Below are 24,820 nucleotides of genomic sequence, written 5' to 3'. Positions count from 1 at the left end.
AACAGGTGATTACGCTCTGACGGCAGCCAGTACGTCGTAAATTTTATCGCTGTCTTTGATCCCCGGTGCGACTTCAACCCCGGAGTTAAAATCCAGTCCGTAAAAGCCTTGCATCGCAGCCGCGGCCGCATTCTCTGGCCTTAAGCCACCCGCCAGCATTGCCTCGTGCTTACGGGGCAGTGGTTGTTGCCAATCAAAAACTTGGCCGGTACCGCCGAAGCTGGCACCACTTTTACTGTCATAAAGGATGCGGTCAGCAAATTGTGGCAAAGAGGCAATAGCGGTTTGTTGTTCAGTACTGACGGCGATGGCTTTCCAGATCTCTGTTGCCGTCATCCCAGCGTTATCAAGTGCTTGCCGCAGTTTTTCCAGTGTGGTGTCATCTTCGTTGCCATGCAGTTGCACGGCGCTTAACTGTAGTTCGGCAGCAATAGCCGCGATTTCGGCAACTGGGGCATCCACAAACACACCGACTAACTGTAATCGTTGTGCTTGCTGCTGATTGTTTTCGGCGAGTTGACGTGCTTGCACTAAACTGACTTTGCGAGACGATTGCGGTGCAAAAATCAGTCCGCCATACACAGCGCCCGCATCGGCAGCGGCGTGAATATCGCTGTTGCGGGTGAGCCCACAGATCTTGTGATGACCAAAAATCAATTTGCGGCAGGCCAGATCCAGATCTGTCTCGGCCATCAGTGAACTGCCCACCAGAAATCCATTCACCAGCGGTGCTAACTGTCTGACATCGGCATGGGTATAAATGCCGGATTCGCTGATGACCAGCATTTCCGGCGGCAGTTTCGGTGCCAGTCTTTCGGTGGTGGCGATGTCAGTGGTTAAATCGCGCAGATTGCGGTTATTGATCCCTACCAGCGGTGCATTCAGGGCGATCGCCCGATGCAATTCCTCTTCATTAGAGACCTCAGTGAGGATATCCAATTTGTACTTGGCCGCTTCTGCTGCCAATTGCCGGTACTGCACGTTATCTAAAACCGATAGCATTAGCAGAATGGCATCCGCCCCCTGATGCGCTGCAAGCTTCACCTGATAGGGTGAAATAAAAAAATCTTTGCACAGGATTGGCTGGTCTACCTGACTGCGAACCTGCGGGATAAAAGCGAAATCCCCTTGGAAAAATTGCTCGTCTGTCAACACGGATACAGCACTGGCGTAATGACGATACACCGTGGCGATGGCTTGCGGGTCAAAATTATTACGGATTAAGCCTTTTGAGGGGCTGGCCTTTTTGCATTCCAGAATAAAACTGGCTTTGGGGCCGCTAAGTGCCCGATACAGACTCCGGTGCGAAATCTGCGGCTGCAGGCTCGCTTCAGGAAAGCGTTGTTGCAGTTTGGCAATATGGTCTTTTTTGCTGTCGACAATCCGAGTTAACACATTACTCATTAGCCGTCTCCAGTTGACTGCCCGCCGCCAGTTGCTGGACTAACGCAGCACCCCGGCCGGCATCGAGTGTTTGCAGCGCCAGTGCGGTGGCACTGCGCAGATCATCCGCCAAACCACAAAGATAAAGGGCACAGGCGGCATTCACGGCAACGGCATTGCGCTGGGCAAGAGTGCCTTGACCGTTGAGCACCGCTTGGGTGATAGCGGCGTTGTCAGCAGGTGAGCCACCTTCCAGCTCTTTGATGGTGGCAGGTGCCACACCAAAATCTGAGGGCATGAGTCGGTATTCTTCAATATGTCCCTGCTTGAGCTCAGCGACAAGCGTTTCGCCGTGCAGTGCAACTTCATCCAGTCCCGCACCGTGTACCACCATCGCCCGTTTTACCCCCAGAGCCTGTAGAACTCCGGCAATCGGGCGAACCAGTTGCGGGCTGTATACTCCCAGCAACATATAATCGGGGCGCGAAGGATTGATCAATGGCCCCAGTACATTAAACAGGGTGCGGGTTTTTAATGCCTGGCGTACCGGAACCGCATGACGCACACCACCATGATAGTGGGGCGCAAATAGAAAGCAGATCCCCAGTTCTTCTAGACAGCGGGCGGCCGTTGCCGGAGACATAGTGAGCTTTATTCCCAGCGCTGACAATAGATCAGACGCGCCAGATTTGCTGGAGACGCCGCGATTACCATGTTTGGCGACTTTGGCGCCCGCCGCTGCGGCAACAAAGCAAGCAGTGGTGGAAATATTGATAGTGTTATAACCGTCACCGCCCGTGCCAACAATGTCGATAACGCCGTGGCCGCTAACCGGAAACGGTTTAGCGGCGGCTAGCAGTGCGTCTGCAGCGCCGCTTATCTCATCGACCGTCTCCCCCTTAATCTTTAATGCAACCAATAGTGCTGATATAGCCGCTTCGCTGAGTTCTCCCGCTATCAGTGGTGTAAACAACGCTTGAGCCTGACTACGACTCAGCGACTTACCCGCGTAAAGCTGTTCCATTAACGGTTGTATATCAGACATTGGTGGTCTCCCTGCTGGCAGATGTTAAATACTGCAGGGTTTGCACCAACAGTGTACTGCCCTGGGTGCTGAGAATAGATTCAGGATGGAATTGGAAACCTACCGATGCATGTTCGCGATGCTCTATGGCCATTGGCATGTCTTCAAAGCTGGCAATAACCTCAAGACAATCTGGCACCTTGGTTGCCACTAACGAGTGGTAACGGGCAACCGACAACGGCGATGGCAGGCCGGAAAACATACCTTGACCATTGTGGCTGACTGGGCTGGCTTTACCGTGCACTATCTGCCCCGCACGGCCAACGGTGCCACCGTAGTATTCGACCAATGCTTGGTGACCAAGGCAGATGCCCAAAATCGGCAGTTTGCCAGCGACTTTGCCTATCAGCGACAGCATACAGCCAGCTTCGGCAGGGGCACCTGGCCCAGGAGATAATACCAATGCTGTGGGCGCCGGTTCTGCCAGCATAAGTGCTGACAGATAATCGGCGCTGATGTCGTTGCGGTAGATGACCACTTCAAAGCCGAGGCTGCGGAACTGATCTACCAAGTTGTAGGTAAAAGAATCAAAATTATCCAGCAGGTAGATTTTCATAGTGCGCCTCCCATTTTGATTGCGCTGATAACGGCTTGCGCTTTCTGGCGTGTCTCTTCGGCTTCTGCCAACGGCTCGGAGTCATACACCACCCCGGCGCCGGCCTGGATATAGGCGATGTCATTACTGACAAACGCCGAGCGGATAACAATACAGGTATCCATATCACCCAGACCGTTGATATACCCCACAGCTCCGCCATAGCTGCCACGGCGTTTTTGTTCCACTTCGCGGACCAGTTGCGCGGCGCGTACTTTGGGTGCACCTACTAACGTCCCCATGTTCATACAGGCTTGATAGGCATGAAGCGCGTCCAGATCCTGGCGTAATTGGCCCGTGACGCGGCTAACCAGATGCATCACATGTGAATAACGGTCCACTTTGAGTAAATCGGCCACTTTGCGGCTGCCACTGGCACTGATGCGGGCAATGTCATTGCGCGCCAGATCAACCAGCATGATGTGTTCGGCTAACTCCTTTTTATCGAGCCTGAGTTCCAGCTCGATTCGACCATCCAGATCGGCATCAATATTACCGTCAATATCTTTGCCGCGCTTGCGGGTGCCAGCAATGGGATACATTTCCACTTGATTGCTATGGGTTTCATATTTCACGGCGCTTTCCGGTGATGCACCAAACAGGGTGAAATCGGCGGCACGTAGATAAAACATGTAGGGGCTGGGGTTGGTCAGCCGCAGTGCCCGATAAGCGCCCAGCGTATTGGGGCAGGGCAGACTGAAGCAGCGAGATGGCACTACCTGGAAAATATCGCCAGCACGAATATGTTCTTTGAGTTGCGCCACTTGGGCGCCATATTGCGCATCGCTGATGTTGGCCTCAACGTCAGCATGCACCCCTTTAAGCTGGGGAATTTCCTGTTGCTGTTGGCAGCGTTCGCTGATCTCAGCAACTCGTTGTTGTAGCTGTTTGTTGACACGGCTGTCTGCGGTAAACGCATGACTGATCACTTCAGCATTTTGGCGCTGGTGATCAACGATAATCAGCGTTTCTGCCAAATAGAACAGGTAATCCGGGCAATGGTTGTCGCCACTTGCAACGTCTTGTAATGGTTCAACAGTGGCAATCAGGTCATAGCCTAGTACACCGCCAAGGAACAAGCCTTCAAAACAACTACCGCCGTCCATTGCTATGCCTTGTTGCAACAGTCGCAGACCTTCAAGCGGTGACAGGGCTTTAAGCCTAGCGTCTTCGTCCAACGCTTCGGTTACCTTGGTAAAGCTGACGATTAATAATCGGTTACTTTCACTCACTTGCGCTAATGGTTTGAAGTAGCTGGCAATGGCGGGTAACAGCGTGGCGCCATTTTCAGAAAGGGCGTTAAAGCTGACGGTTTGCCCCATGCAGGTGATGCTCAGCGCTGCATGGGTAAGAATGATGCTTTTAAGATGGTCTTTACTGTCAATTTCGGCGGATTCCAGCAGCATGGTGTGCGGCCGGTTATCGGTCAGTTGTTGATACAGTCGTAGCGGGTCGTCTTGATAGGGCAAAGGGTGACGGTTGTAATTGACTGTCGCGATTGGCTTAAGTCTGTTCATATAAAGGTCCTGTGTTGCCTAACGTTTACCTGCTGCGGATCTTCTTGCTTCAGAAACGCAAGAAGCCCGCATTTCGCGGGCTTCTTCGTTGAATCTTACTGTTTTCGTTTAGATACAGCGCTTCACACCACCCGCGTTTAAGGGAAGTGCCACCACCATACGATGCTAAGAGAAGCGATGTTAAACATAACGAAAGATTCCTGTTCAGTGATTGGCTTATAGAAAACCGCAGTCGGCTGCTAAAGTCAACGAATTATTCGCAAGTTTTTCGAAATAATCTTGAGCCTTAATAAGATAAATCGCTTTTACCGGGCAAACTCAAGTACAATAAGCAGATGATTACCGAACAAACCTGTATTGATCTGCACTGTCACAGCAGCGCCTCTGACGGAGCTTTGGCACCATCTGAAGTGGTCGCCAGAGCCCTCAACAATGGCGTTGATGTCTTGGCGATTACTGATCACGACACCATTGCGGGGCTGGCCGCAGCTCAGCAGTTTAACCAGCAACAGCCTCAGCCTCTGCAACTGGTGACCGGTGTGGAGATCTCTACTCGTTGGCACGCGTATGATATCCATATCGTTGGCTTGGCATTTGACTGTGAGCATCCACCTCTGCTGGCTTTTTTGGCACAACAATGTCAGCTAAGAGAATTGCGGGCGCAGGAAATTGGCCAACGGCTGGAGAAAGCTGGTATTGAAGGCGCTTACCAAGGGGCCAAACTGCTGGCTGGCGATGCAGCATTGAGCCGTGGGCATTATGCTCGCTATTTGGTTGAAACTGGCGTGGTCGACGATATTAGCAAGGTATTTAAACGTTATCTGGCGCGTGGTAAGACTGGCTATGTACCCAATACCTGGGGCGATATGCAGACAGCGATTGCGGCGATCCACGCAGCGGGTGGTATCGCGGTATTGGCACACCCCAGTGGTTATCAGCTGAAAGGTAAATGGCTGAAGAAATTGGTGCGAGAATTCAAAGACGCCGGTGGCGAAGCTATGGAAGTGGTGTTGGGACAACAGTCGCCTGACGACTTAGTGCAATTAGCGCAGTTAGCCAATCTCAATGGCTTGATGGCCTCGGTGGGCAGCGATTTTCATTTCCCCGGACGCTGGCTGGATCTCGGTAAAAATTTACGTCGGCCCAAAGGGTTGAATTGGGTCTGGCAAACAGAGCAATGGACAGTTGAGTAATGAGTCAGTTTTTTTATGTACATGAGGTCAATCCTCAACCGCGTTTGATCAATCAGGCGGTGAATATCCTCAAAAATGGCGGTGTTATCGTTTATCCCACCGACTCTGGTTATGCCTTGGGTTGCACGATAGGTAATAAAGACGCAATGACTCGCATTGCTCGCATCCGCCAGCTAGGAGACAACCACGAGTTTACTCTGGTATGTCGTGATCTGTCTGAGTTGTCCACCTATGCCCGAGTGGATAATCAAGCATTTCGATTACTGAAAAATAATACCCCAGGCCCTTATACCTTTATTTTTAAGGCAACTAAAGAGGTGCCACGGCGGTTACAGAATGAGAAAAAACGCACTATAGGTATTCGGGTGCCAGACAACGTGATTGCGGCGGCGTTGTTGGAAGCGCTGGGCGAGCCACTGATGTCTACGACACTGGTGCTTCCAGGAAATGATGTGGCTGAATCGGATCCTGAAATGATCCGCGATGAACTGGAACACCAAGTTGATGCCATTGTGGCTGGCGGTTATCTCGGTGAAAAGCCCACCACAGTGATTGATATGTCAGAAGACAGCATTGAAATTGTCCGTGAAGGCGCGGGTGATATAACGGCGTTTCTTTAACCGATATTAGCCGTTATAATCGCGCGTTTGCTGGAAATGGCGTAGCAGCAAGGAGAAACGGATGACCGAAGGCGTTCAGCAGAGTTTACCGCTTGCCATTGTGCGTGGTGAAGTGCTGCAGGAGTTGCCGTCCGATCTGTTCATTCCCCCTGAAGCGTTGGCGGTGTTTTTGGAAGCTTTCGAGGGGCCGCTGGATCTGTTGCTTTACCTGATCCGTAAACAGAAGTTGGATGTGGTCGATCTACCGCTAACACAGATAACCGCGCAATACTTGGAATATATTGAGATGCTGCAGGGCGCCAGAGTGGAACTGGCGGCCGACTATCTGGTGATGGCAGCAACACTGGCAGAGATTAAATCGCGTTTATTGCTACCGAAGCCGGAGCTGGAAGCGGACGAAGAGGAAGATCCTCGGGCGCAATTGATCCGTCAGTTGAAGGCTTATGAGAGTATCAAGGATGCGGCCATGCAGTTGGATCAACTGCCACGGTTGGAGCGTGATGTGTTTCAGGCAGGGGCTGCGCCCTCGCCAGCAATTCGGCCGACATTGGTGCCACCGGATGTCAGCTTGTTGGAATTGGCAAGAGCCTTTGCTGATGTGCTAAAGCGGGTGGAAGCCTATGGCGATCATCAGGTACGCAAAGAGCAGTTATCAACCCGGGAACGCATGAGTCAGATCTTGGCGCAGCTTTCCAGTGAGCGATACACCTCTTTTAGCGAGCTGTTTTCCATCAGCGAAGGACGTGCTGGGGTAGTAGTGAGTTTTCTGGCGTTGATGGAATTGGTCAAAGGGCTGCTGGTGGAATTAGTGCAAAGCGAACCGTTTGCACCCATTTATCTGAAAGCATTTTAATCAGAACGGAGAGTTGAGTGCCTCAAATCAATGACTTGCAACTGAAACAATTGGTTGAGGCCACACTGTTTGTGTTGGCAAAACCGGTGTCAGTCAAAGCATTGCGAGACACGGTGCTGGCGGATTTCACTGTGTCATTGCCACGCTTGAAGGCAGTGCTGGATGAACTGGTTGTGGATTACCAAGAACGCGGCGTACAACTGGTGAATGTCGCAGGAGGCTACCGCTTTCAAACCCGTGACAGTCTAAGCGAGATACTGCAGACGTTGTGGCAGGAGCAAGCGCCTAAATATTCGCGGGCGACGCTAGAAACACTCGCGGTAATTGCTTATCAGCAACCGGTAACCCGCGGCGAGATTGAAGCGGTGCGGGGCGTGGCTGTCAGCAGCCAAATCATCAAGAATTTAACGGATCGCGGCTGGGTGCGCGTAGTGGGACACAAAGAGGTGCCGGGACGGCCTGCGTTGTTTGCCACTACTGCGGAGTTCCTAGCCTATTTTGGCCTCGATAAACTGGCGGACTTGCCGCCGTTAACCGATGCTGAATCATTAGCGGCAGTGTTTTCAGGAATGAAGACCATGCCGGAAACCATAGAAGAGTCAATTAATGAGTGAAAAATTGCAGAAAATCTTGGCCCGTGCTGGCCATGGCTCCCGTCGTGAGATGGAGGCATGGATAGCTGCAGGCCGGGTGAGTGTCGATGGCGAAATTGCTAGTCTTGGTGACCGCATTGAAGCGGATGCCAAGGTCCGTATCGATGGTCGCCAGGTATCGCTCAAGTCAGCCGACGAAGTGATCTGTCGCGTGCTGGCTTATCACAAACCTGAAGGCGAGATTTGCTCTCGCAAAGATCCCGAGGGGCGTCCAACCGTGTTTGACCGACTGCCACGTACCCGTGATAGTCGTTGGGTTGCCGTCGGGCGTCTGGATATCAATACCTCGGGGTTGCTGCTGTTTACCTCCGATGGTGAACTGGCGAATCGCTTGATGCATCCCTCTAACGAAGTAGAGCGTGAATATGCGGTGCGCACCTTTGGTGAAGTCAGCGATCTGGTGGTGCAAAAGCTACGCACTGGCGTCATGCTGGAAGATGGCCCAGCACAGTTTGATCAAATCAAATCAGCCGGTGGTGAAGGTATCAACCAGTGGTGGCATGTAGCGTTACATGAAGGCCGTAACCGCGAAGTGCGGCGCTTGTGGGAAGCGGTAGAGGTGCAGGTCAGTCGGTTGATCCGGGTGCGTTACGGCATGATTGAATTGCCTAAAACCCTGCCGCGTGGTGGTTGGATGGAATTACCGTTGGAGCAGGTAAATTATCTGCGGCAGCTTGCCGGACTGGAACCGGAAACCCGCTCTATGCTGGGTATGGATAAGCACAGTGTGGCACGGGCCAAAGTGCGTAGCGCTAAAGTGCGCCGAGCGGTGCGCAAACAGAAAACCACCCAAGGTAAACCAACCCGGCAATAGTCTGAAAACAACAAAAAAGGCCACGGTGTAAGTGGCCTTTTCGTGAATTAAGCCGAGGGTTAACGGTTGTACCGCAGGAAATCGAGTGCGCCACAAACGGCAGCCACTTGCGCCTGATTGCAGATATCTGCCGTGGCTTTAGGGCTGTCTGGATACACTTCGGTGGTACAGGTGTAGGGAGCATCGCTGACACTGGCACATAAGCCCAATGCTTTGAGGGCATATTCGATAACCCCAGGTTGCACCACTGTTGAGCCAATGATATTGCCGTCCTTATCCGCCGGGGCGATGTGTGTCACTTTCGCAACTGCATCGATGATGGCTTTTTGAAATGCAGGTTGAGGGTGCGCGCTGTCATCAACCACATAAAAACCATCGGGAATTTCACCGGGCTCATAATCTTTGCCATCTCTGGCAGACAGTGCTGGCCGAAACTCGCTTTCATCGGTGTCAGTGGTTTCATGCAGATCGATATGCGCTAAAAATTCGCAGTTCTGCGCAGCAACCAATGCCATCAATGCGGCAGATTCCTCGGCAGGGCTATTAGCATAAAAGGAACGGTTAGGATCAATTGCCAGCGGATTCCAGCGGTTGATCACCTCATAGCCCCAGGGGCTGACGCAAGGAGCGATAAGTAAGTTAAAGTCGTTGATGTACTGCTTAGCTTGCGTTTGAGCAAACAGTAATGCCCCCTGAACCCCCGACGTTTCGTAGCCATGGACACCGCCGGTGATCAATACGCAGGGTTTTGCTGCATCCCAATCCTTTGATTTCAGTGCCAGCAACGGATAACGGGCGGGGTCATAGCTGAGCTCACCATATTGTAGTAGCTCAAATTGGTCACCAAGTGCGTTGATTTTCTCGACCACCTGTTGCTGATAGCTGCGGTGGATAACTTGGGATTGACGCCACTGTTGTTTTTCATTGTCACCCCAGGGGATACCTGGTGTTCCGATGGGATAGCTTGATTCTTGACTCATCATCGATGCCTTGTTGTTGTGTTTCTTGTGAAATCATTGGGTGTTTAGGGCTTGGGCTGCGCGCTGAATTGCTGACCATTTTCGTGGCGACTGTCATCACCCATAAGGTACAAATATAACGGCATGAGTTGTTCAGCGGTTTTAAGTGTCAGCGGATCTTCAGCCGGGTAAGCGCTGGCGCGCATGGCCGTGCGAGTCGCACCTGGATTGATGCTATTGCTGCGCACCGTGCTGCCATCACATTCATCTGCTAGCACCTGCATCATGCCTTCAGTGGCAAATTTGGAGATAGCATAGGCGCCCCAATAAGCACGACCCTTGCGCCCGACACTACTGCTGGTAAACAAAATGGAGGCCGCTGGAGCGCGTCGTAGCAGCGGCAGTAGCGGTTGGGTCAGTGCTAATTGGGCCACCACATTGACCTTTAACAGCTGTTCTAACGTTGTCATGGGAAGCTGTTCCAGCGGAGTTAGTGTTCCTAACAGACTGGCATTATGCAATAAACCATCGAGTTGGCCGAATTGAACCGCAATCAGGTCTGCTAGGTGTTGGTAGTCATCAGGCGTTGCGGTGGCAAGATCCAGCGGCATGATAACCGGTTCAGGGCTGCCTTGAGCCCTAATGTCATCATACACCAGCTCCAGCTTATGTTGTGTCCGTCCGAGTATAATGACGGTAGCACCATATGCCGCGAAGGTGGTTGCCGCCGTACGGCCGATGCCATCGCCTGCGCCTGTTACCAAAATAATTTTATGCTGCAATAAATCTTTTTTGGCCTGATAGTCCAACATCCGTCTACTTCCCGTTTTTCCAATAACCCGCTACCAGATTGGTGTTGGCGGGGATTGTTTGGTTTGTTTAAAACAAATGACCGATTAATGGTGTAAAACCTTGGTTTCATTTGTTTCTGTTTGGTAGCTAAACTGATAATTTTGCATTAACTTGTTAAGGATTGAGACTTAGGTCTCATCTCTGTGGTCGCTGTATTTGGGGTATTGTGACCAATTTGTCAGGGAAACAAAACTACTACAACAAGACTTGGGGTTACAAACATGAACAGACGGATAGTAGTTGCTGCGGTGATGGCAGCATTCGGACTCACAGCCTGCGGCGGTGACAGCTATGACGAGCTGAAAGATAACACAGAACCATTGGTGCCAGAAACGCATCTGGTATTTGATCCCGCGAATTCAGCGGTACCGATACCTAATGATCTGCTGCTCAGTGGTACGCTCGACGGTACGCTTAACATGCCGGGTGAAAGTTCGGGCGATTATACTGACCCGCAACTGGCGTTGGGCGCATTGGACGGTTGGTCGACTACGCAACCTATCACGATAGGGTTTACACCAGCAAAGGACGGTAGTGGCAATCCAGTAGGTTTATTAGCATCTTCCGTTGCCCAGCCTGGGGCGGTGCGGTTATTCGAGGCAACCAGTGGTGGCCCACTGTCAACCGACAGCAGTTGTCAGTCGGCACCAGCGGTCAGCGCTTGTGCTGTGGGCGATGAATTGACCTGGGGAGAGGATTTTGTTACGCAGGTTTCAGGTAACAATATTGTCGTGGTACCGTTGAAGCCGCTTAAACCTGCCCACTCTTACCTTTATGCTGCAACTACCTTAATCAAGGACACAGAAGGCCGCAGCGTCGCGCCTTCCACAACCTATGCTTTGCTGAAAATGGATATTGCAACCCATCCACTGGAAACGCCCGATCAGCTGATGTTACAGACACTGGTCAACAGTTACGAAAAGGGGTTGAGCAGCAGCCACAGTGTTGACAGCGACACTATTATATACGCCGGCTTGTTTACTACACAGTCAGTCAGTGATGTTTATGAAACCGTCAAACTGCTGATGTTGCAAACTGGTTCACCCTATGCGCCAACTTGGGTACAAGCGCCTATGCCCGCTGGCTATACAGCCGCGACGGCAGCAGGACTGACTGCCGCCGATGGCACTGCGTACGTACTCGCGGATATGGCCGATATTTATACGGCAGCGATAAAATTGCCTATATACGGTGATTGTTCATCTGCCAGTTGCGATGGCATTGATGGCCACTGGCAAGCATTAGGTGACAGCCCGGTGGCAGTCTTACAAGCGTTGCAGAATGGCACTATGAGCCAAAGCCATTTCGCAACTCAGGCGACAAATTATGGCATAGATCCCAGTGCAGCTCTGGCTAATCCCTCTTTGCTTGCGGGAAAAACCTGGACTTTGGACGATGGTAGTAATGCTGATGTGAATCGGCATTTGACACGTTTCAATCCTATTCCAGCTATTAAGGGCTATGAGACGGTTCCATTACTTATCAGCGTGCCTAACGCCACAAAACTCGCGTTATTTTATGCCAGTCAGGGCAAAACCTTCAGCGCGCCTGCCAGCGGATGGCCAACGACACTTGCTATGCACGGCCTCGGTGGTGGCAAGGAGATGGCGCTGGCTTATGCCGGCAGTTATGCCGCTGCAGGTGTAGCGCTGGTAGCGATGGATATGCCACTACATGGTGCTCGGTCATATGATGCAAATAATGATGGTGTTTATGAGGTCTCTGCCTCCGACCCGTCTTTTGGCGCTGTGATCGGTAAGCCTCATGCTTTTGATAATGGCAATGCGTTGGTATTTGTTAACATCGCTAGTACCTTATCTGTACGTGATAACTTCCGACAGGCGACAGTGGATCATTTGGCATTGCGGTTAGCCATTGGCGGACTGAGTGCTTCTCAAGCCGCGGGTGGCGCCACACCGCTGTTTGATGCGAATAAGATCACCGCGCAAGGGTTAAGCCTCGGTGCTATTGTCGGTACTGATTTTGCGACTTATGCCAGCAGTGGATTGGTGGAGCCCAGCAGTGGCAGTGCTTTGCCAAATTATTACGGGATAAAAGGTGTATCGCTGGTGGCACCAAGTGGTGGACTTGCTGGCAGTTTTGCTGGCTCCGCCACCTTCTCGCCGGTGTTGTTTGCCAATATCACAGCATCTGATACGTTTAAGGCATTAGTCACTGCGGCTAATACTGCCGGTTACGCTGAGGATTCTGCTGAGTATGCCGCATTGGTGCAAACCGTGTATCAAAGCTTTATTCCAACCTTTGCTTTCGCGGTGCAGACGGCCATAGACAGCAGCGACCCCATTAGTCAGGCGGCAATGTTGCAGGCTTCTGGCTTGCCAGTGCATTTGATAGAGGTGGTTGGTGATGGTGCTGGTAATAAACCTGATCAGGTATTGCCAAATAGTGTGAGTGGATTTCCATTGTCGGGAACCGAGCCTTTAATTGCTAACCTTGGGTTGAGTTGTGTCGATAGCAGTGGTAGCAATGGGGCGGTACGTTTTACCAAGGGGCACCACAGCTCTATTGTCAGCCCATCTGAGATTAGTGGAGTGACTGATGGTATGGCGGCGGCAGCAACCGCAGAGATGCAGTCACAAGTCGCAACGTTTGCAGCGTCAGCGGCGGCTGGAGCACCCGCAATTGTGGTTACTAATCCGCAGGTGATCCAGAGTTGCGGCAGCTAAATTAAGCGAGTCACAAGAAAACGCCCGGCTTTAGCTGGGCGTTTTATCATGTAGGGTCTTAGCCAGAAAGCTACGCTCTGCAGTCAAACGTGCTCCATATCGGCGCATGATCTGACGGTTTTTCCATGGCTCGCAATTCATAGTCAACGTCCGCTTCTTTCAGACGTTCCGCTAATGGTGGCGTTGCCAAAATGGTGTCTATACGCAGTCCGCGATTCTCGTCAAAGCCTTTACTTCGATAATCAAACCATGAATAACGTTGTTCTCGCTCTGGGTGTAATTGCCTGAACGTATCGACCAGCCCCCAGTCAAGCAGCGTTGAGAACCATTGACGTTCTTCGGGTTGGAAACTGCATTTGCCAGTTTGTAACCAGCGGCGGGCATTTGCAGCGCCTATCCCAATATCCAGATCGATTGGCGAAATGTTCATGTCACCAATGATGGCAATATCTTGCTGCGGGCTAAAACTGTTGTTAAGCCAATGCATCAAATCTGCATAAAACTTACGTTTGGCAGGGTATTTCACTTCATGGTCAATGTTTTCGCCCTGAGGGAAATAGCCGTTGATAACGGTGAGTGTCCGGCCATTAGGCTGCATAAATTCGCCCGCTATTAGGCGGCGCTGAGCATCTTCTGTATCGGTGGGAAACCCTTTCTGGATCTGCAATGGTGCAATTTTTGACAGCAGTGCTACGCCGTAGTGAGCTTTACCACCGTGGTAATGTACTTGATAGCCCATGGCCGTGACTTCATCATGCGGGAAGGCTTCGTCGTGAACCTTGGTTTCCTGCAGGCCAATAATGTCGGGTTGATGACTGTCAATTAAAGCCTGCAGTTGATGCAGGCGCGCACGCAGGCCATTGATATTGAATGAAACAATCTTCATTTATGGTAAAACCGGCTTGAAGGGTTTGACGACCACATTGGCATACACGCCAGCGGCGACATACGGATCGGCATCGGCCCAAGCCTTGGCTGCTTCCAACGATTCAAATTCAGCCACTACTAGTGACCCCGTGAAACCAGCAGCGCCAGGATTGTCACTGTCTACTGCCGGGTGCGGCCCCGCAACCATCAATCGACCATCATCGGCAAGCAACTGCAGGCGTGCCAAGTGTGCAGGTCTTACTGATAAACGGTTTTCTAAGCTATTTTCAACGTCTTGTGCTGAGATCATGTACCACATTATTTGAGTTCCTTCCGTTGCTCTTCCGGTATATGTTTAAACAGATATAACACTGTCGCGACAGTGTTTAGCAGCGTGACTGCTGTAAGGCCAAACACCTTAAAGTTCACCCAGGTGGCCTGGCTTAAGTGAAAAGCGACATAAATATTGGCGAGGCTACACAACATAAAAAATGCTGCCCAATACCACGTAACTCTAGCCCAGATATGGTCGGCAACTTTTAGCTCATTGCCTAACATGGATCTCAGTACTGGGCGTTTAAGCCACAGGCTGACAACTAATGCCAGAGCCATCAGCGCGTAGACGATAGTCACTTTCCATTTAATGAAAACATCGTTATGCAGAAACAGTGTCAGCGAACCAAAAATAGCGACCACCACAAATGTGATGATATGCAGCTTTTCTAACTTGCGGTATATCGCGTAGGTGATGACTAATTGCAGTGCGGTTGCCGCCACCAATACCCCACTGGCGACGTAGATGTCATATAGCTTATAGACAGCGAAAAAAATGATGAGCGGGAGAAAATCCAGTAACTGCTTCATGATTGACCAGGGAATTCCAAAACTTGCTCGAGTGTAGCACGCTCTGTGAGGAAGGATAACCCTAGACTAGAAGGCTCCGACGTTGGTTTTGCCTGTTTCTGGCACAATCTCAACAATTATCCAGCTGTTACCTCTTTTTTTTAGTTTAAGCGAACGGTCATCTATCCATTTTTCTCCTGCCTTTTTCCCTACCAGTTTTACGACTACGGTAACTTCGTCGGAGAACTTACGGAAAAAATCGATATCGATGTCTTCAATTGACAGTGTTACGTCAGTCATGGACAAGTTGAGCATATAACGCTGTACCGATGGCGCAATGTAATAGCTGCGCAGCACCTCTTTAATGGGCGCATCAACATATTGCATAGCTTCTTGGACATCACGATCCACATAGATCGCCTGAAAAAAGCCGAGTGCAACTTGTTCCGGTGATGCCTCGCCATCTTTGGTCGCATCGCTACAGCCAAACAGGCATATCATAAGGAGAAATATTACGTATCTCATGGCATTACCGATGTAGACGGGTGTGGTCAGTATCCGGTTTTTTGTGGCGGACCGCAAGTCGCTGTAGAAAGTCGATGACCAATACTGAATTGCGGCTGAATAAACCTGATGGTTATCCACAAAATCTGTGGACAACTTTGTTGAATACTCACAGCGTCTTGTCTAACTTTTTGAAATAACGTTTAAATTACTGATGGTCAATTTTTGTCGCGCACGGAAAAACAGTTGCAAGGTCACACTGCGGACTGACACAAATAAAAAAGGCGCCACAAGGGCGCCTTTACTTATGCTCATTTAGTTCTGGGTCGCCTGGATGGCTGTTAACGCGATGGTATACACAATATCGTCTACCAATGCGCCACGGGACAAATCGTTAACCGGTTTACGCATTCCTTGTAGCATTGGGCCGATACTGATCAGATCAGCGCTGCGCTGTACCGCTTTATAGGTGGTATTACCTGTGTTTAGGTCAGGGAAGACAAACACTGTTGCTTTACCAGCAACTGGGCTATCAGGCGCTTTGGAGCGGGCTACGTTTGGCATTACCGCAGCGTCATACTGCAACGGGCCATCAATCACCAGATCAGGACGTTTCTCTTTCGCGATCCGCGTAGCTTCACGTACTTTATCGACATCAGAGCCGCTGCCTGAGTTACCGGTAGAGTAACTGATCATCGCGACTCTTGGCTCAATCCCAAAAGCCTTCGCGGATTCGGCAGACTGGATAGCGATGTCCGCTAACTGCTCCGCATCTGGATCTGGGTTGATAGCGCAATCACCGTAAACCAGCACCTGATCCGGCATCAACATGAAGAAGATTGAAGAAACCAGATTGGATCCTGGCGCCGTTTTAATCAGCTGTAGCGGTGGGCGGATGGTGTTGGCGGTGGTATGCACTGCGCCAGACACGATGCCGTCCACTTCGTCCTGTGCCAGCATCATGGTGCCGAGCACCATGTTGTCTTCTAACTGTTCGCGGGCAACAACTTCGGTCATACCTTTGCCGCGGCGCAATTCCACCATCGGCTGAACATAACGTTCGCGAACTTCATCAGGATCCACAATATCTATGCCGTCACCGAGCGTTACGCCTTGCAGGTTGGCAATACGCATGATTTCATCGCGTTTACCCAGTAATACGCAGTGGGCGATACCGCGCTCGGCGCAAATAGCAGCGGCTTTAATTGTGCGTGGTTCATCACCTTCTGGCAGCACCACGGTTTTATGGGCGGCTCTTGCCAGTTCTGTCAGTTTGTAACGGAATGCGGGTGGAGACAGTCTGTGCTCGCGAGGCGAGTTTTCGGTAACACTTTCAATCCAGTTCTGATCGATATGACTTGCGACATATTCCTGAACCAGATCAATACGAACGGCGTCATCGACAGGAACTTCATGGTCAAAGCGCTGGATGTTGAGCGATGTCTGCCAGGTATTGCTGTCAATCAGGAATACTGGAAGGCCGGTTTCGAAGGCTTGTTCACACAGTTCCATAATGGCTGGTTCCGGCTCGTAACCGCCACTGAGCAATAAGGCGCCGATTTTTACGCCATTCATGGCGGCGAGACAAGCAGACACTATCACATCTGAACGGTCGCCTGAGGTGACTAGCAGCGAATCTGTTTTGATGTGTGTGACCATATTCGGCAAGGAACGGGCACAGAACGTGACTTTTCGCAGGCGGCGAGTGTGCATCTCGCCAGCGTTGAGAATTCTAGCACTCAGATGTTTGGCTAAGTCGGATGCCCGTGGTGACACCAGGGCAAGGTTATAGGGCACACTGCCTAAAATACGGAGCGGGCTCTTGCCGGGGAGTTGGAACATGCCGGCAGTATCAATATGCTGACTAGGATCATGGTCAAACATTTCAGACAGATCTGGACGCATGCGTCCTTCTTCATCTACCGGGGCGCCTATCTTGTTGACGATGGCACCGATCAGGCGACGATTCTGGGCACCGCCCCATGAGTGATAGGCGATTTCTAAGCGGTTCATCAGTCCGATAGGGGTATCATTGCCTGGTGTTGCCACAAAAATGATATCGGCATCCAATGCTTTGGCAACGGCATAATTGATGTCATCGGCAAAGTGATGGCTACGGGTATGCACCAGACCTTCTACAATCAAGGTCTCAGTGGCACCAACCGACTCTGATACTCTGGCGATTATCTGTTCCATCAGCACATCTGTCTGATCGGCACGGATCAGTGATTCTGCATGCGCCATGTCAAATGGCTCGAGCGGATTAACTGTAGGTGATTTGCTGAGAATAGTGGTGGAACGCTCCGGCCCTTTATCGTCGGGGCGCAGTTGCGCAATAGGTTTGAAAAAGCGAACTTTGACGCCATGACGTTCAAGCGCACGTACCATCCCCAGACTAATTGAGGTCAGGCCGACGCCTGTACCTATGGGGATCAACATAATGTTACGGGACATAAAAACCTCTTCTGAAAACCGTTGCTGCGATAACTACTTGCCCGCAAGGTTTTGTTGTTTGTCCAGACACCGCGCCCCGCGAAGGTGAGCAGTTGACGCGGTATAACTGTTGATTACTCAATGAGTTTTAATGCATCTGCCGCAATAACCCATTCTTCATTTGTCGGGATCACCATGGCAACTGGGCTGGTATCAGCGGTAATAATGCCGCTGTTACCAAAGCGGGCCGCTTTGTTACGCTCATCGTCAACCTGGAATTTAAAGATAGCCAAGTTTTCTAGAACCTTACGGCGTACCAAATCAGAATTCTCACCAATGCCACCAGTGAACACTACTGCATCCAGTTTTCCGAGCGGTACTGTGTATGATGCAATATATTTGGCGAGACGATAGCAGAAGATCTCTAGTGCTAATGTGGCACCTTTATGGCCTTCAGCATAACCCTCTTCTATCCCGCGACAATCGCTGGTCAACTCCGAGATCCCCAGCAGTCCACTCTGTTTATTGAGCATGGAGTTGACTTCATCTACTGTGTATCCCAATTGATGCACTAGGTGGTAGACAATGGACGGGTCCATATCGCCGCAACGCGTGCCCATCACCAGGCCTTCCAGTGGTGTCAGTCCCATAGAGGTGTCCACACTTTTGCCACCTTTGATAGCAGTAACTGACGCGCCGTTGCCTAAATGAGCTGAAATCAGACACAGCTCTTCGACAGGTTTTTCGAGCATTTGCGCGGCTTGGCGGCTGACAAACAGATGGCTGGTACCGTGCATGCCATAGCGACGGATACTGTGCTCGCGGTAAAGTTTATAGGGTAGGGCGTAGATATAAGCTCTTTCCGGCATAGATTGGTGAAAGGCGGTGTCAAACACAGTCACCTGGGGTAAGTCAGGAAAAGATGCGATAGCTGCGCGGATACCAATAAGATGCGCCGGGTTGTGCAGTGGTGCCAGTGATGCACACTCTTCAATACCATCAATGACCGTATCATCAACAATCATCGAATGGGTGAACTTTTCCCCGCCGTGCACAATGCGATGCCCGACGGCCAGAATTTTGGATAATAATTCCGGTAATGGCCCTAATATATTTTCAACAATAAATTCAACTGCTTCGCGATGAGCCGTATAAGCACCAAGTGACATTTCATGTTTTTCGCCATTGTATTTCCACTTGATGCGCGAGTCTTTTAGACCAAAACACTCTGCCAGCCCAGAAATTTCTGCATCGCCAGTGATGGCGTCGATGACCGCAAATTTCAGCGACGAGCTGCCACAGTTTAAAACCAATACCAGTTTATTTGACATCTTAATAAACCTTATGCCGTTTTAATAACTGATCCGGGAAAGCCAGCTTCCGAACCTGTGTTCATTTAGCATTTCCTTACCCAGTTCTATATTGGGTCAGTTTTTGGAAATGTGCTAAGGTAAAAGCATTCACTTCATTGCAGGGGCGTTCCTTGAATTCCGGCATCCTAAAGACCCTGAGCGACGGTCAGCACTATATGAAGACCTGGCCCATGGTGCGCCAACTGGGATATCACTTTCCCGAGTTTCGCGTGATCCGCGCAACCCGCTTAGCGACTACCCTTATGCCGGGCTTAGCCCTGCTTGCTGGTGGTAGCCAGCTGTATTTATACGGATGGGCTTATCTGCCGCAGGCACTTGCCACCATCCTGTTTTTTATTAGCATGCCGCTCCAAGGAATGTTCTGGTTGGGATGGCGAGCCCGTCATCCGTTACCCTTATCACTGCTGGAGTGGGGCAATCAACTCAACGCCAGGCTGGTAGAGCAGGGCGCAGGTTCGCGTCCACTTGGCGCAAAGGCCTGTTACATGGACATGGCGGTTATTCTGAAACTGGCATTTGAACGTCTTGAAGCCAGTTTCTGGGACGAAATCTAGCCTTAGTAACTGGCATTGATCCCGCGTTTTGTGAATACCGCTTTAATTTTTTCCATCGTATCGTGGCTGGGTGGGGATACTCCTTCTAACTCGTAGGTTTCTCCCATTGCCTGCCACTTATGTTTTCCCAGCTCGTGGTAGGGCAGCAACTCCACTTTTTCCACATTACTCATGGGCTGGATGAACTCAGCCAGCATCTCCGCTGACGCTTCATCTTCGGTGTAACCACCAACCACTACATAACGGATCCAGGTTTTTTGTCCCCGTTTGGCAAGGTATTGCGCAAACTGCAGCGTCCGTTGATTACTCACTTTGGTCAGATCGATGTGTTTGGCATCATCCATCTGTTTTATATCGAGCATCACCAGATCCGTGTTATCCAGTAATTCATCAATCACAGGTGTGTACTTACGTACAAAACCATTGGTATCGAGACAGGTGTGGATCCCATGTTGTTTGCAGGCTTTAAACCAGGCTGCCACAAATTCAGCCTGTAGCACGGCTTCACCACCGCTGGCCGTCACACCACCATTACTGGCTTCATAAAACGGTCGATAACTGAGGATCTGTTCCATCAATTCGTCGACCGTTACATCTTTGCCGTCGTCCAAATCCCAAGTATCACGATTATGACAGTATTTACAGCGCATCAGACAACCTTGCATAAACGCGATAAAGCGTATGCCGGGGCCATCAACTGTGCCGAAAGACTCTATTGAATGGATTCTTCCTGTAACTGTCATCAATACTCCTGAAAAGGCTGCAATGTTACCATTGCAGCCAATCTTATCAGACGGATTTGGTGAAAGTACGGGTAATTACATCTTGCTGCTGTTCAGGCGTCAGTGAATTAAACCGTACCGCATAGCCAGACACACGGATGGTGAGCTGAGGATATTTCTCAGGGTGCACCATGGCATCTTCCAGCATTTCGCGGTTCATCACGTTGACGTTCAGGTGTTGACCACCTTCGTGACCAGGTTTATGGGCAAAGTAGCCGTCCATCAGCGCCGCTAGGTTTGCACGGCGAGCACTATCTTCTTTACCTAACGCATTGGGTACGATAGAGAAGGTGTAAGAGATACCGTCTTGCGCATGGGCAAAAGGCAGTTTAGCAACAGAAGTCAGCGAGGCGACAGCACCTTTTTCATCGCGACCATGCATTGGGTTGGCCCCTGGCGCAAATGGCGCTCCGGCACGACGACCATCAGGTGTGTTACCGGTTTTCTTACCATAAACCACGTTAGAGGTAATCGTCAGAATTGACTGGGTTGGGATAGCGTTACGATACATCTGTTTGTGGCGGATTTTATCCATAAAACGATGTACCAGATCGCAGGCGATGTCATCTACACGGGCATCGTTGTTACCGAATTTCGGATAGTCACCTTCGATTTCAAAGTCCACGGCAATGCCGTTTTCATCACGTACTGGTTTTACCTTGGCATACTTGATGGCAGACAATGAGTCGGCAGCAATAGACAGACCCGCAATACCGCAAGCCATAGTACGACGTACGTCGCGGTCATGTAATGCCATCAATGCTGCTTCGTAGCTGTACTTGTCATGCATATAGTGGATGGTGTTCAGTGCAGTGACATATTGTGTTGCCAACCATTCCATCATGTTGTCCAGCCGGCCCATGACTTCGTCAAATTCCAGCACATCGGCTGTGATTGGGGCACTTTTTGGACCAATCTGCTTTTTCAGTTTTTCATCAACACCACCGTTGATGGAGTACAGCAGGGTTTTTGCCAAGTTGGCACGAGCACCGAAGAACTGCATTTGCTTACCAATAACCATCGGACTAACACAGCAAGCAATGCCGTAATCGTCAGATTCAAAATCGGGGCGCATCAGATCATCGTTTTCGTACTGGATAGAGCTGGTATCAATAGAGACTTTGGCACAGTACTTCTTGAATGCTTCTGGGAGATTTTCAGACCACAGCACCGTAATGTTCGGTTCAGGGCTGGGGCCCATGTTGTACAGGGTATGCAGGAAACGGAAGCTGGTTTTGCTCACCAGTGTTCGGCCATCTAAGCCCATACCACCAATGGATTCTGTTGCCCAGATAGGATCGCCAGAGAACAGTTCATCATATTCAGGAGTACGCAGGAAACGCACCATACGCAGTTTCATCACGAAATGGTCAATCATTTCCTGAGCCTGTTCTTCAGTCAGCAGGCCTTTCTTCAGATCACGTTCAATGTAGATATCAATGAAGGTAGAGGTACGGCCCAGTGACATGGCGGCACCGTTCTGGCTCTTCACTGCTGCCAGATAACCGAAATATGTCCACTGAATCGCTTCTTTGGCGTTAGTCGCGGGGCCAGAAATATCAATACCGTACTTAGCCGCCATGTTCTTCATCTGTGCCAAGGCACGATGTTGTTCAGCGATTTCTTCACGTAACTGGATAACGTCACTCAGGTTTTCACCTGCTTCCATCTGTGCTTGCAGCGAGGTGAATTGGGCAAATTTGTCCTTCATCAGGTAGTCGATACCATAAAGGGCAACACGGCGATAGTCACCGATAATACGACCACGGCCATAAGCGTCAGGCAAACCGGTCAGTACGCCTGACTTGCGGCAAGCGAGAATTTCTGGAGTATAAACGTCAAACACACCCTGGTTATGGGTCTTGCGCAGCTCACTATAAATATATTGCAACTGAGCATCTAATTCACGACCGTAAGCTTGGCATGAACTTTCTACCATACGGATACCACCGTTTGGCAACAGCGCACGTTTCAGTGGGGCATCGGTTTGCAACCCCACAACTGTTTCCAGTTCGCGGTCAATATAACCGGCATCATGCGAATCAATAGTAGAGACTTTATCGGTGTCAAAATCGACGGGGGCGTGAGTGCGGTTTTCCAGCTTGATGCCTTCCATCACTTTTTCCCACAAAGTGTTGGTGGCCGCAGTTGGACCTGCTAAGAAGGATTCGTCGCCTTCATAAGGAGTGTAGTTGTTTTGGATAAAATCACGCAGGTTAACTTCAGATTTCCAGTCACCAGGTACAAACCCTTCCCAGGCTTTTTGGAACAGATCAGTTGTATCGGTCATCGTACTTCACCTTTTGTTTGATAAAGTGGGCGGGATTGCTGTCCTGTCTGTTTCCTCGGGACGTTAACCCCTGTTCAGTCTCGCTGCCTGGTTCTCTGGTCGGAGTGCCAAGCTTGCAGGTACAAAATCAACCAGTCTTTTACCGATTGAAGAATATCTGTAAATGCCCTTAACCATAAATTGGTAAGACCAATTGTCCAAAAAGATATTAACATAAGATTGCCAGTGGTCACACCACTAAACGAACTCTCGGCTTAAGTTAATGCTAAATTTGCTACTGAGTTATCAATTTTTGAACAATTAAGATCTGTATCTGCCAGTGATATTCACTATTAAAACGCAAAAATGTAGAGGATTCACATGGCAAATGTATGAGTAATTGCTCTAATCAGTTAATAACCAGCTGTTTACATTAATCTTTGAACAACTCCACAGACAAACAACTGATGGGGTTGAATAGCCTCAATTGCATTGCTCATTCAGTATCAACTCCCCTTGTAACATAAAAAATATGCACTGAATCACGGAACCGCCATGAATTTGTGTTATGACGGCGACAGTTATTTCAGTTGTAGCTAAATAATGGTGTTAGCGGCTAGCGATTTAAGTATGATGTATGGCGCACTTGATGGTTAATTATTGGTCAGCGTTTGTGAGTGGTAAAGCCTGATTGATATAGAGGAAGATGGTGCCAGATATGCTAGTTATGGGGCAAATTTTGAACTGTTAGTCAATATTAAACTGAACTGAGAGGCGGCTAGCATCTTTCGCAGTATTAATTGATTTCCGCTGGTAAAAAGGGGGATAAATACTTCGACGATGATGTAGTTTTGCAATATTTGTTTCTAAATCAAAAGTTTCTAATTTTTGGTAACTTTGCGGTCGAAAATTAATTAATGTTTCGGCAGACCGAAGTATTTATGGCCTGTTCGCTGAGTATGTGCCTGGCTAGGGCTTCGGTTACTGCCCAACAAGGTGGTAAAAAATGAAACTGTTTTCTGAACATTTGCAAACCGTCATCGCCAGTGGTGAAGGAAAAGTTAACAAGCCGTCCCTTTATCGCTTCATTCAGGCGATCTATGCCGGATTTTTTATCGGTCTGGCTTTCGTTTTTTATGTCACCGTGACTACTGGTAGTCCAGACGCACATTGGGGGACAGTCCACCTGATGGGCGGTGTTGTCTTCAGTCTGGGATTGATCCTAGTAGTGCTATTCGGTATGGAGCTTTTTACCAGTACAGTGTTGTCGGCCGTGGCTTGCGCGCAAGGGCGCGTCAGTTGTGCCCGGATGCTGTCTTGCTGGATTGAAGTGTATGTTGGTAATGCAGTTGGTGCGTTGATCTTGGTGGGATTGGTATGTGGCGGTGGCTTGTATATGACAGATGGTGGTATGTGGGGCCTGAATGTAATAGGAATAGCGTTGCACAAAGTACATCACACGTGGAGTCAGGCATTTGTACTGGGGATGATGTGTAACATCATGGTGTGTCTGGCGGTATGGTTTGCTTATATGAGCAAAGATATTGGTACCAAAGCACTATTGATGGTGATGCCTGTCGCCTTGTTTGTGGCAACCGGGTTTGAACATAGTATTGCTAATATGTTCATGCTACCTGTTGGTATTGCGTTTAAATATCTGTTACCGACAGAGCTGCTGTTGAGTCATGGTTACACTGAACAAGCACTTGAGGCGTTAAGCTTCAGCCATATTTTCACTGCCAATCTGATCCCAGTAACGTTGGGAAATATTGTGGGTGGCGCGGGCTTTATTGGCTTGGGCATATGGGCAACTGAAAAAGCCTCTGGGGCACAGGATCCTAAAGTGGTTGAAAATAGCAAATCCGCATCCGAGTTCCATAGCTAAAGCAGCGCTATTAAAAATTGCTTAGATTAAAAATGTATGGTCCGCCTCGTTGTTGCAGAATAAAATTCAATAACGAGGTGGGTCTGCGCTAGTACCGCTA

Annotated in this window: 22 protein-coding genes; 8 read left to right on the top strand and 14 right to left on the bottom strand. The window is 50.0% G+C overall.

Annotated elements, in window-relative coordinates; genetic code table 11:
- Nucleotides 1–9: 9 nt before the first annotated feature.
- From trpCF to J3L11_RS03540, 4 genes are read right to left on the bottom strand one after another with little or no spacing between them, the layout of a single operon-like run.
- Nucleotides 10–1,404, bottom strand: coding sequence for a bifunctional indole-3-glycerol-phosphate synthase TrpC/phosphoribosylanthranilate isomerase TrpF (gene trpCF / locus J3L11_RS03555; protein WP_207570077.1), 1,395 nt, complete (start codon nt 1,402–1,404; stop codon nt 10–12).
- A complete protein-coding gene (gene trpD, locus J3L11_RS03550) occupies nt 1,397–2,428 on the bottom strand; it encodes an anthranilate phosphoribosyltransferase (RefSeq protein ID WP_207570075.1) in 1,032 nt (343 codons plus the stop codon). Before trpD ends, trpCF begins: the two co-directional genes overlap by 8 nt.
- Nucleotides 2,421–3,023: an aminodeoxychorismate/anthranilate synthase component II gene (locus tag J3L11_RS03545; protein WP_189615849.1), complete on the bottom strand. Its 603-nt coding sequence runs from the start codon at nt 3,021–3,023 to the stop codon at nt 2,421–2,423. The genes trpD and J3L11_RS03545 overlap by 8 nt, the downstream gene beginning before the upstream one ends.
- Nucleotides 3,020–4,579: an anthranilate synthase component 1 gene (locus J3L11_RS03540; protein WP_207570073.1), complete on the bottom strand. Its 1,560-nt coding sequence runs from the start codon at nt 4,577–4,579 to the stop codon at nt 3,020–3,022. The genes J3L11_RS03545 and J3L11_RS03540 overlap by 4 nt, the downstream gene beginning before the upstream one ends.
- Nucleotides 4,580–4,914: 335 nt before the next feature.
- Between J3L11_RS03540 and J3L11_RS03535 the strand changes: the two genes are divergently transcribed.
- The 5 genes from J3L11_RS03535 (at nt 4,915) to rluB (ending at nt 8,712) form a co-directional block, all read left to right on the top strand.
- Nucleotides 4,915–5,772 (top strand): PHP domain-containing protein, encoded by an 858-nt coding sequence (locus J3L11_RS03535; RefSeq protein WP_189615845.1) that lies wholly within the window; start codon nt 4,915–4,917, stop codon nt 5,770–5,772.
- Nucleotides 5,772–6,392: an L-threonylcarbamoyladenylate synthase gene (locus J3L11_RS03530; protein WP_133037695.1), complete on the top strand. Its 621-nt coding sequence runs from the start codon at nt 5,772–5,774 to the stop codon at nt 6,390–6,392. Before J3L11_RS03535 ends, J3L11_RS03530 begins: the two co-directional genes overlap by 1 nt.
- A gap of 61 nt (nt 6,393–6,453) precedes the next feature.
- Nucleotides 6,454–7,245, top strand: a complete 792-nt coding sequence (locus J3L11_RS03525; protein ID WP_207570071.1) for a ScpA family protein — start codon at nt 6,454–6,456, stop codon at nt 7,243–7,245.
- A 17-nt stretch (nt 7,246–7,262) separates the two neighbouring features.
- Nucleotides 7,263–7,859: an SMC-Scp complex subunit ScpB gene (scpB, locus tag J3L11_RS03520; protein ID WP_189615841.1), complete on the top strand. Its 597-nt coding sequence runs from the start codon at nt 7,263–7,265 to the stop codon at nt 7,857–7,859.
- Entirely contained in the window at nt 7,852–8,712 is an 861-nt protein-coding gene (gene rluB, locus J3L11_RS03515; RefSeq protein ID WP_207570068.1) for a 23S rRNA pseudouridine(2605) synthase RluB, read from the top strand. The genes scpB and rluB overlap by 8 nt, the downstream gene beginning before the upstream one ends.
- A gap of 59 nt (nt 8,713–8,771) precedes the next feature.
- On the opposite strand, the gene J3L11_RS03510 is transcribed toward rluB, so the two are convergent.
- Both J3L11_RS03510 and J3L11_RS03505 read right to left on the bottom strand, forming a co-directional pair.
- Nucleotides 8,772–9,692, bottom strand: a complete 921-nt coding sequence (locus J3L11_RS03510; protein WP_207570062.1) for a M14 family metallocarboxypeptidase — start codon at nt 9,690–9,692, stop codon at nt 8,772–8,774.
- A gap of 44 nt (nt 9,693–9,736) precedes the next feature.
- Nucleotides 9,737–10,483 carry a YciK family oxidoreductase gene (locus J3L11_RS03505; RefSeq protein WP_207570060.1) on the bottom strand — a complete coding sequence of 249 codons (747 nt, stop codon included), beginning with the start codon at nt 10,481–10,483 and terminating at the stop codon, nt 9,737–9,739.
- 261 nt (nt 10,484–10,744) lie between these two features.
- Here J3L11_RS03505 and J3L11_RS03500 point away from each other — a divergent pair, with 261 nt between their 5' ends.
- Nucleotides 10,745–13,210, top strand: coding sequence for a VolA/Pla-1 family phospholipase (locus J3L11_RS03500; RefSeq protein WP_207570058.1), 2,466 nt, complete (start codon nt 10,745–10,747; stop codon nt 13,208–13,210).
- A 70-nt stretch (nt 13,211–13,280) separates the two neighbouring features.
- Here the strand turns inward: J3L11_RS03500 and xthA are convergent, their stop codons facing one another.
- From xthA to ackA, 6 genes are all read right to left on the bottom strand, one after another.
- Nucleotides 13,281–14,096 carry an exodeoxyribonuclease III gene (xthA, locus tag J3L11_RS03495; protein ID WP_207570056.1) on the bottom strand — a complete coding sequence of 272 codons (816 nt, stop codon included), beginning with the start codon at nt 14,094–14,096 and terminating at the stop codon, nt 13,281–13,283.
- Nucleotides 14,097–14,396, bottom strand: a complete 300-nt coding sequence (locus J3L11_RS03490) for a YciI family protein (RefSeq protein ID WP_133037687.1) — start codon at nt 14,394–14,396, stop codon at nt 14,097–14,099.
- A complete protein-coding gene (locus J3L11_RS03485; RefSeq protein ID WP_189615827.1) occupies nt 14,396–14,941 on the bottom strand; it encodes a septation protein A in 546 nt (181 codons plus the stop codon). Before J3L11_RS03485 ends, J3L11_RS03490 begins: the two co-directional genes overlap by 1 nt.
- Nucleotides 14,942–15,007: 66 nt before the next feature.
- Entirely contained in the window at nt 15,008–15,445 is a 438-nt protein-coding gene (locus J3L11_RS03480) for a hypothetical protein (protein WP_189615825.1), read from the bottom strand.
- Nucleotides 15,446–15,739: 294 nt separating this feature from the next.
- A complete protein-coding gene (gene pta / locus J3L11_RS03475) occupies nt 15,740–17,878 on the bottom strand; it encodes a phosphate acetyltransferase (protein WP_133037684.1) in 2,139 nt (712 codons plus the stop codon).
- Between the two features lie 113 nt (nt 17,879–17,991).
- Nucleotides 17,992–19,188, bottom strand: coding sequence for an acetate kinase (gene ackA, locus J3L11_RS03470; protein ID WP_189615823.1), 1,197 nt, complete (start codon nt 19,186–19,188; stop codon nt 17,992–17,994).
- 152 nt (nt 19,189–19,340) lie between these two features.
- On the opposite strand from ackA, the gene yfbV reads away from it, so the two are divergent.
- Nucleotides 19,341–19,784, top strand: a complete 444-nt coding sequence (gene yfbV / locus J3L11_RS03465; RefSeq protein WP_133037682.1) for a terminus macrodomain insulation protein YfbV — start codon at nt 19,341–19,343, stop codon at nt 19,782–19,784.
- Between the two features lie 2 nt (nt 19,785–19,786).
- Here yfbV and pflA read toward each other — a convergent pair whose 3' ends face one another.
- Complete coding sequence (gene pflA / locus J3L11_RS03460) at nt 19,787–20,527, bottom strand: pyruvate formate lyase 1-activating protein (protein WP_133037681.1); 741 nt, start codon at nt 20,525–20,527, stop codon at nt 19,787–19,789.
- A gap of 46 nt (nt 20,528–20,573) precedes the next feature.
- Nucleotides 20,574–22,856 (bottom strand): formate C-acetyltransferase, encoded by a 2,283-nt coding sequence (gene pflB, locus J3L11_RS03455; RefSeq protein ID WP_207570054.1) that lies wholly within the window; start codon nt 22,854–22,856, stop codon nt 20,574–20,576.
- Nucleotides 22,857–23,841: 985 nt separating this feature from the next.
- Between pflB and focA the strand changes: the two genes are divergently transcribed.
- On the top strand, nt 23,842–24,720 hold the full coding sequence (gene focA, locus J3L11_RS03450; protein ID WP_207570052.1) for a formate transporter FocA: 879 nt from the start codon (nt 23,842–23,844) through the stop codon (nt 24,718–24,720).
- Nucleotides 24,721–24,820: the final 100 nt, after the last annotated feature.

Origin of the sequence: Shewanella sp. 4t3-1-2LB (assembly GCF_017368415.1) — a bacterium.
Classification (GTDB): domain Bacteria; phylum Pseudomonadota; class Gammaproteobacteria; order Enterobacterales; family Shewanellaceae; genus Shewanella; species Shewanella fodinae.
Note: the sequence above shows the minus strand (reverse complement) of the source record. Positions and strands in the feature narration are given on the sequence as shown.

Excerpts from the sequence above, each read along its gene's own strand:
- trpCF (WP_207570077.1), bottom strand. The coding sequence starts at position 1,404 with ATGAGTAATGTGTTAACTCGGATTGTCGACAGCAAAAAAGACCATATT.
- trpD (WP_207570075.1), bottom strand. The coding sequence starts at position 2,428 with ATGTCTGATATACAACCGTTAATGGAACAGCTTTACGCGGGTAAGTCG.
- J3L11_RS03545 (WP_189615849.1), bottom strand. The coding sequence starts at position 3,023 with ATGAAAATCTACCTGCTGGATAATTTTGATTCTTTTACCTACAACTTG.
- J3L11_RS03540 (WP_207570073.1), bottom strand. The coding sequence starts at position 4,579 with ATGAACAGACTTAAGCCAATCGCGACAGTCAATTACAACCGTCACCCT.
- J3L11_RS03535 (WP_189615845.1), top strand. The coding sequence starts at position 4,915 with ATGATTACCGAACAAACCTGTATTGATCTGCACTGTCACAGCAGCGCC.
- J3L11_RS03530 (WP_133037695.1), top strand. The coding sequence starts at position 5,772 with ATGAGTCAGTTTTTTTATGTACATGAGGTCAATCCTCAACCGCGTTTG.
- J3L11_RS03525 (WP_207570071.1), top strand. The coding sequence starts at position 6,454 with ATGACCGAAGGCGTTCAGCAGAGTTTACCGCTTGCCATTGTGCGTGGT.
- rluB (WP_207570068.1), top strand. The coding sequence starts at position 7,852 with ATGAGTGAAAAATTGCAGAAAATCTTGGCCCGTGCTGGCCATGGCTCC.
- J3L11_RS03510 (WP_207570062.1), bottom strand. The coding sequence starts at position 9,692 with ATGAGTCAAGAATCAAGCTATCCCATCGGAACACCAGGTATCCCCTGG.
- J3L11_RS03505 (WP_207570060.1), bottom strand. The coding sequence starts at position 10,483 with ATGTTGGACTATCAGGCCAAAAAAGATTTATTGCAGCATAAAATTATT.
- J3L11_RS03500 (WP_207570058.1), top strand. The coding sequence starts at position 10,745 with ATGAACAGACGGATAGTAGTTGCTGCGGTGATGGCAGCATTCGGACTC.
- xthA (WP_207570056.1), bottom strand. The coding sequence starts at position 14,096 with ATGAAGATTGTTTCATTCAATATCAATGGCCTGCGTGCGCGCCTGCAT.
- J3L11_RS03490 (WP_133037687.1), bottom strand. The coding sequence starts at position 14,396 with ATGTGGTACATGATCTCAGCACAAGACGTTGAAAATAGCTTAGAAAAC.
- J3L11_RS03485 (WP_189615827.1), bottom strand. The coding sequence starts at position 14,941 with ATGAAGCAGTTACTGGATTTTCTCCCGCTCATCATTTTTTTCGCTGTC.
- J3L11_RS03480 (WP_189615825.1), bottom strand. The coding sequence starts at position 15,445 with ATGAGATACGTAATATTTCTCCTTATGATATGCCTGTTTGGCTGTAGC.
- pta (WP_133037684.1), bottom strand. The coding sequence starts at position 17,878 with ATGTCCCGTAACATTATGTTGATCCCCATAGGTACAGGCGTCGGCCTG.
- ackA (WP_189615823.1), bottom strand. The coding sequence starts at position 19,188 with ATGTCAAATAAACTGGTATTGGTTTTAAACTGTGGCAGCTCGTCGCTG.
- pflA (WP_133037681.1), bottom strand. The coding sequence starts at position 20,527 with ATGACAGTTACAGGAAGAATCCATTCAATAGAGTCTTTCGGCACAGTT.
- pflB (WP_207570054.1), bottom strand. The coding sequence starts at position 22,856 with ATGACCGATACAACTGATCTGTTCCAAAAAGCCTGGGAAGGGTTTGTA.
- focA (WP_207570052.1), top strand. The coding sequence starts at position 23,842 with ATGAAACTGTTTTCTGAACATTTGCAAACCGTCATCGCCAGTGGTGAA.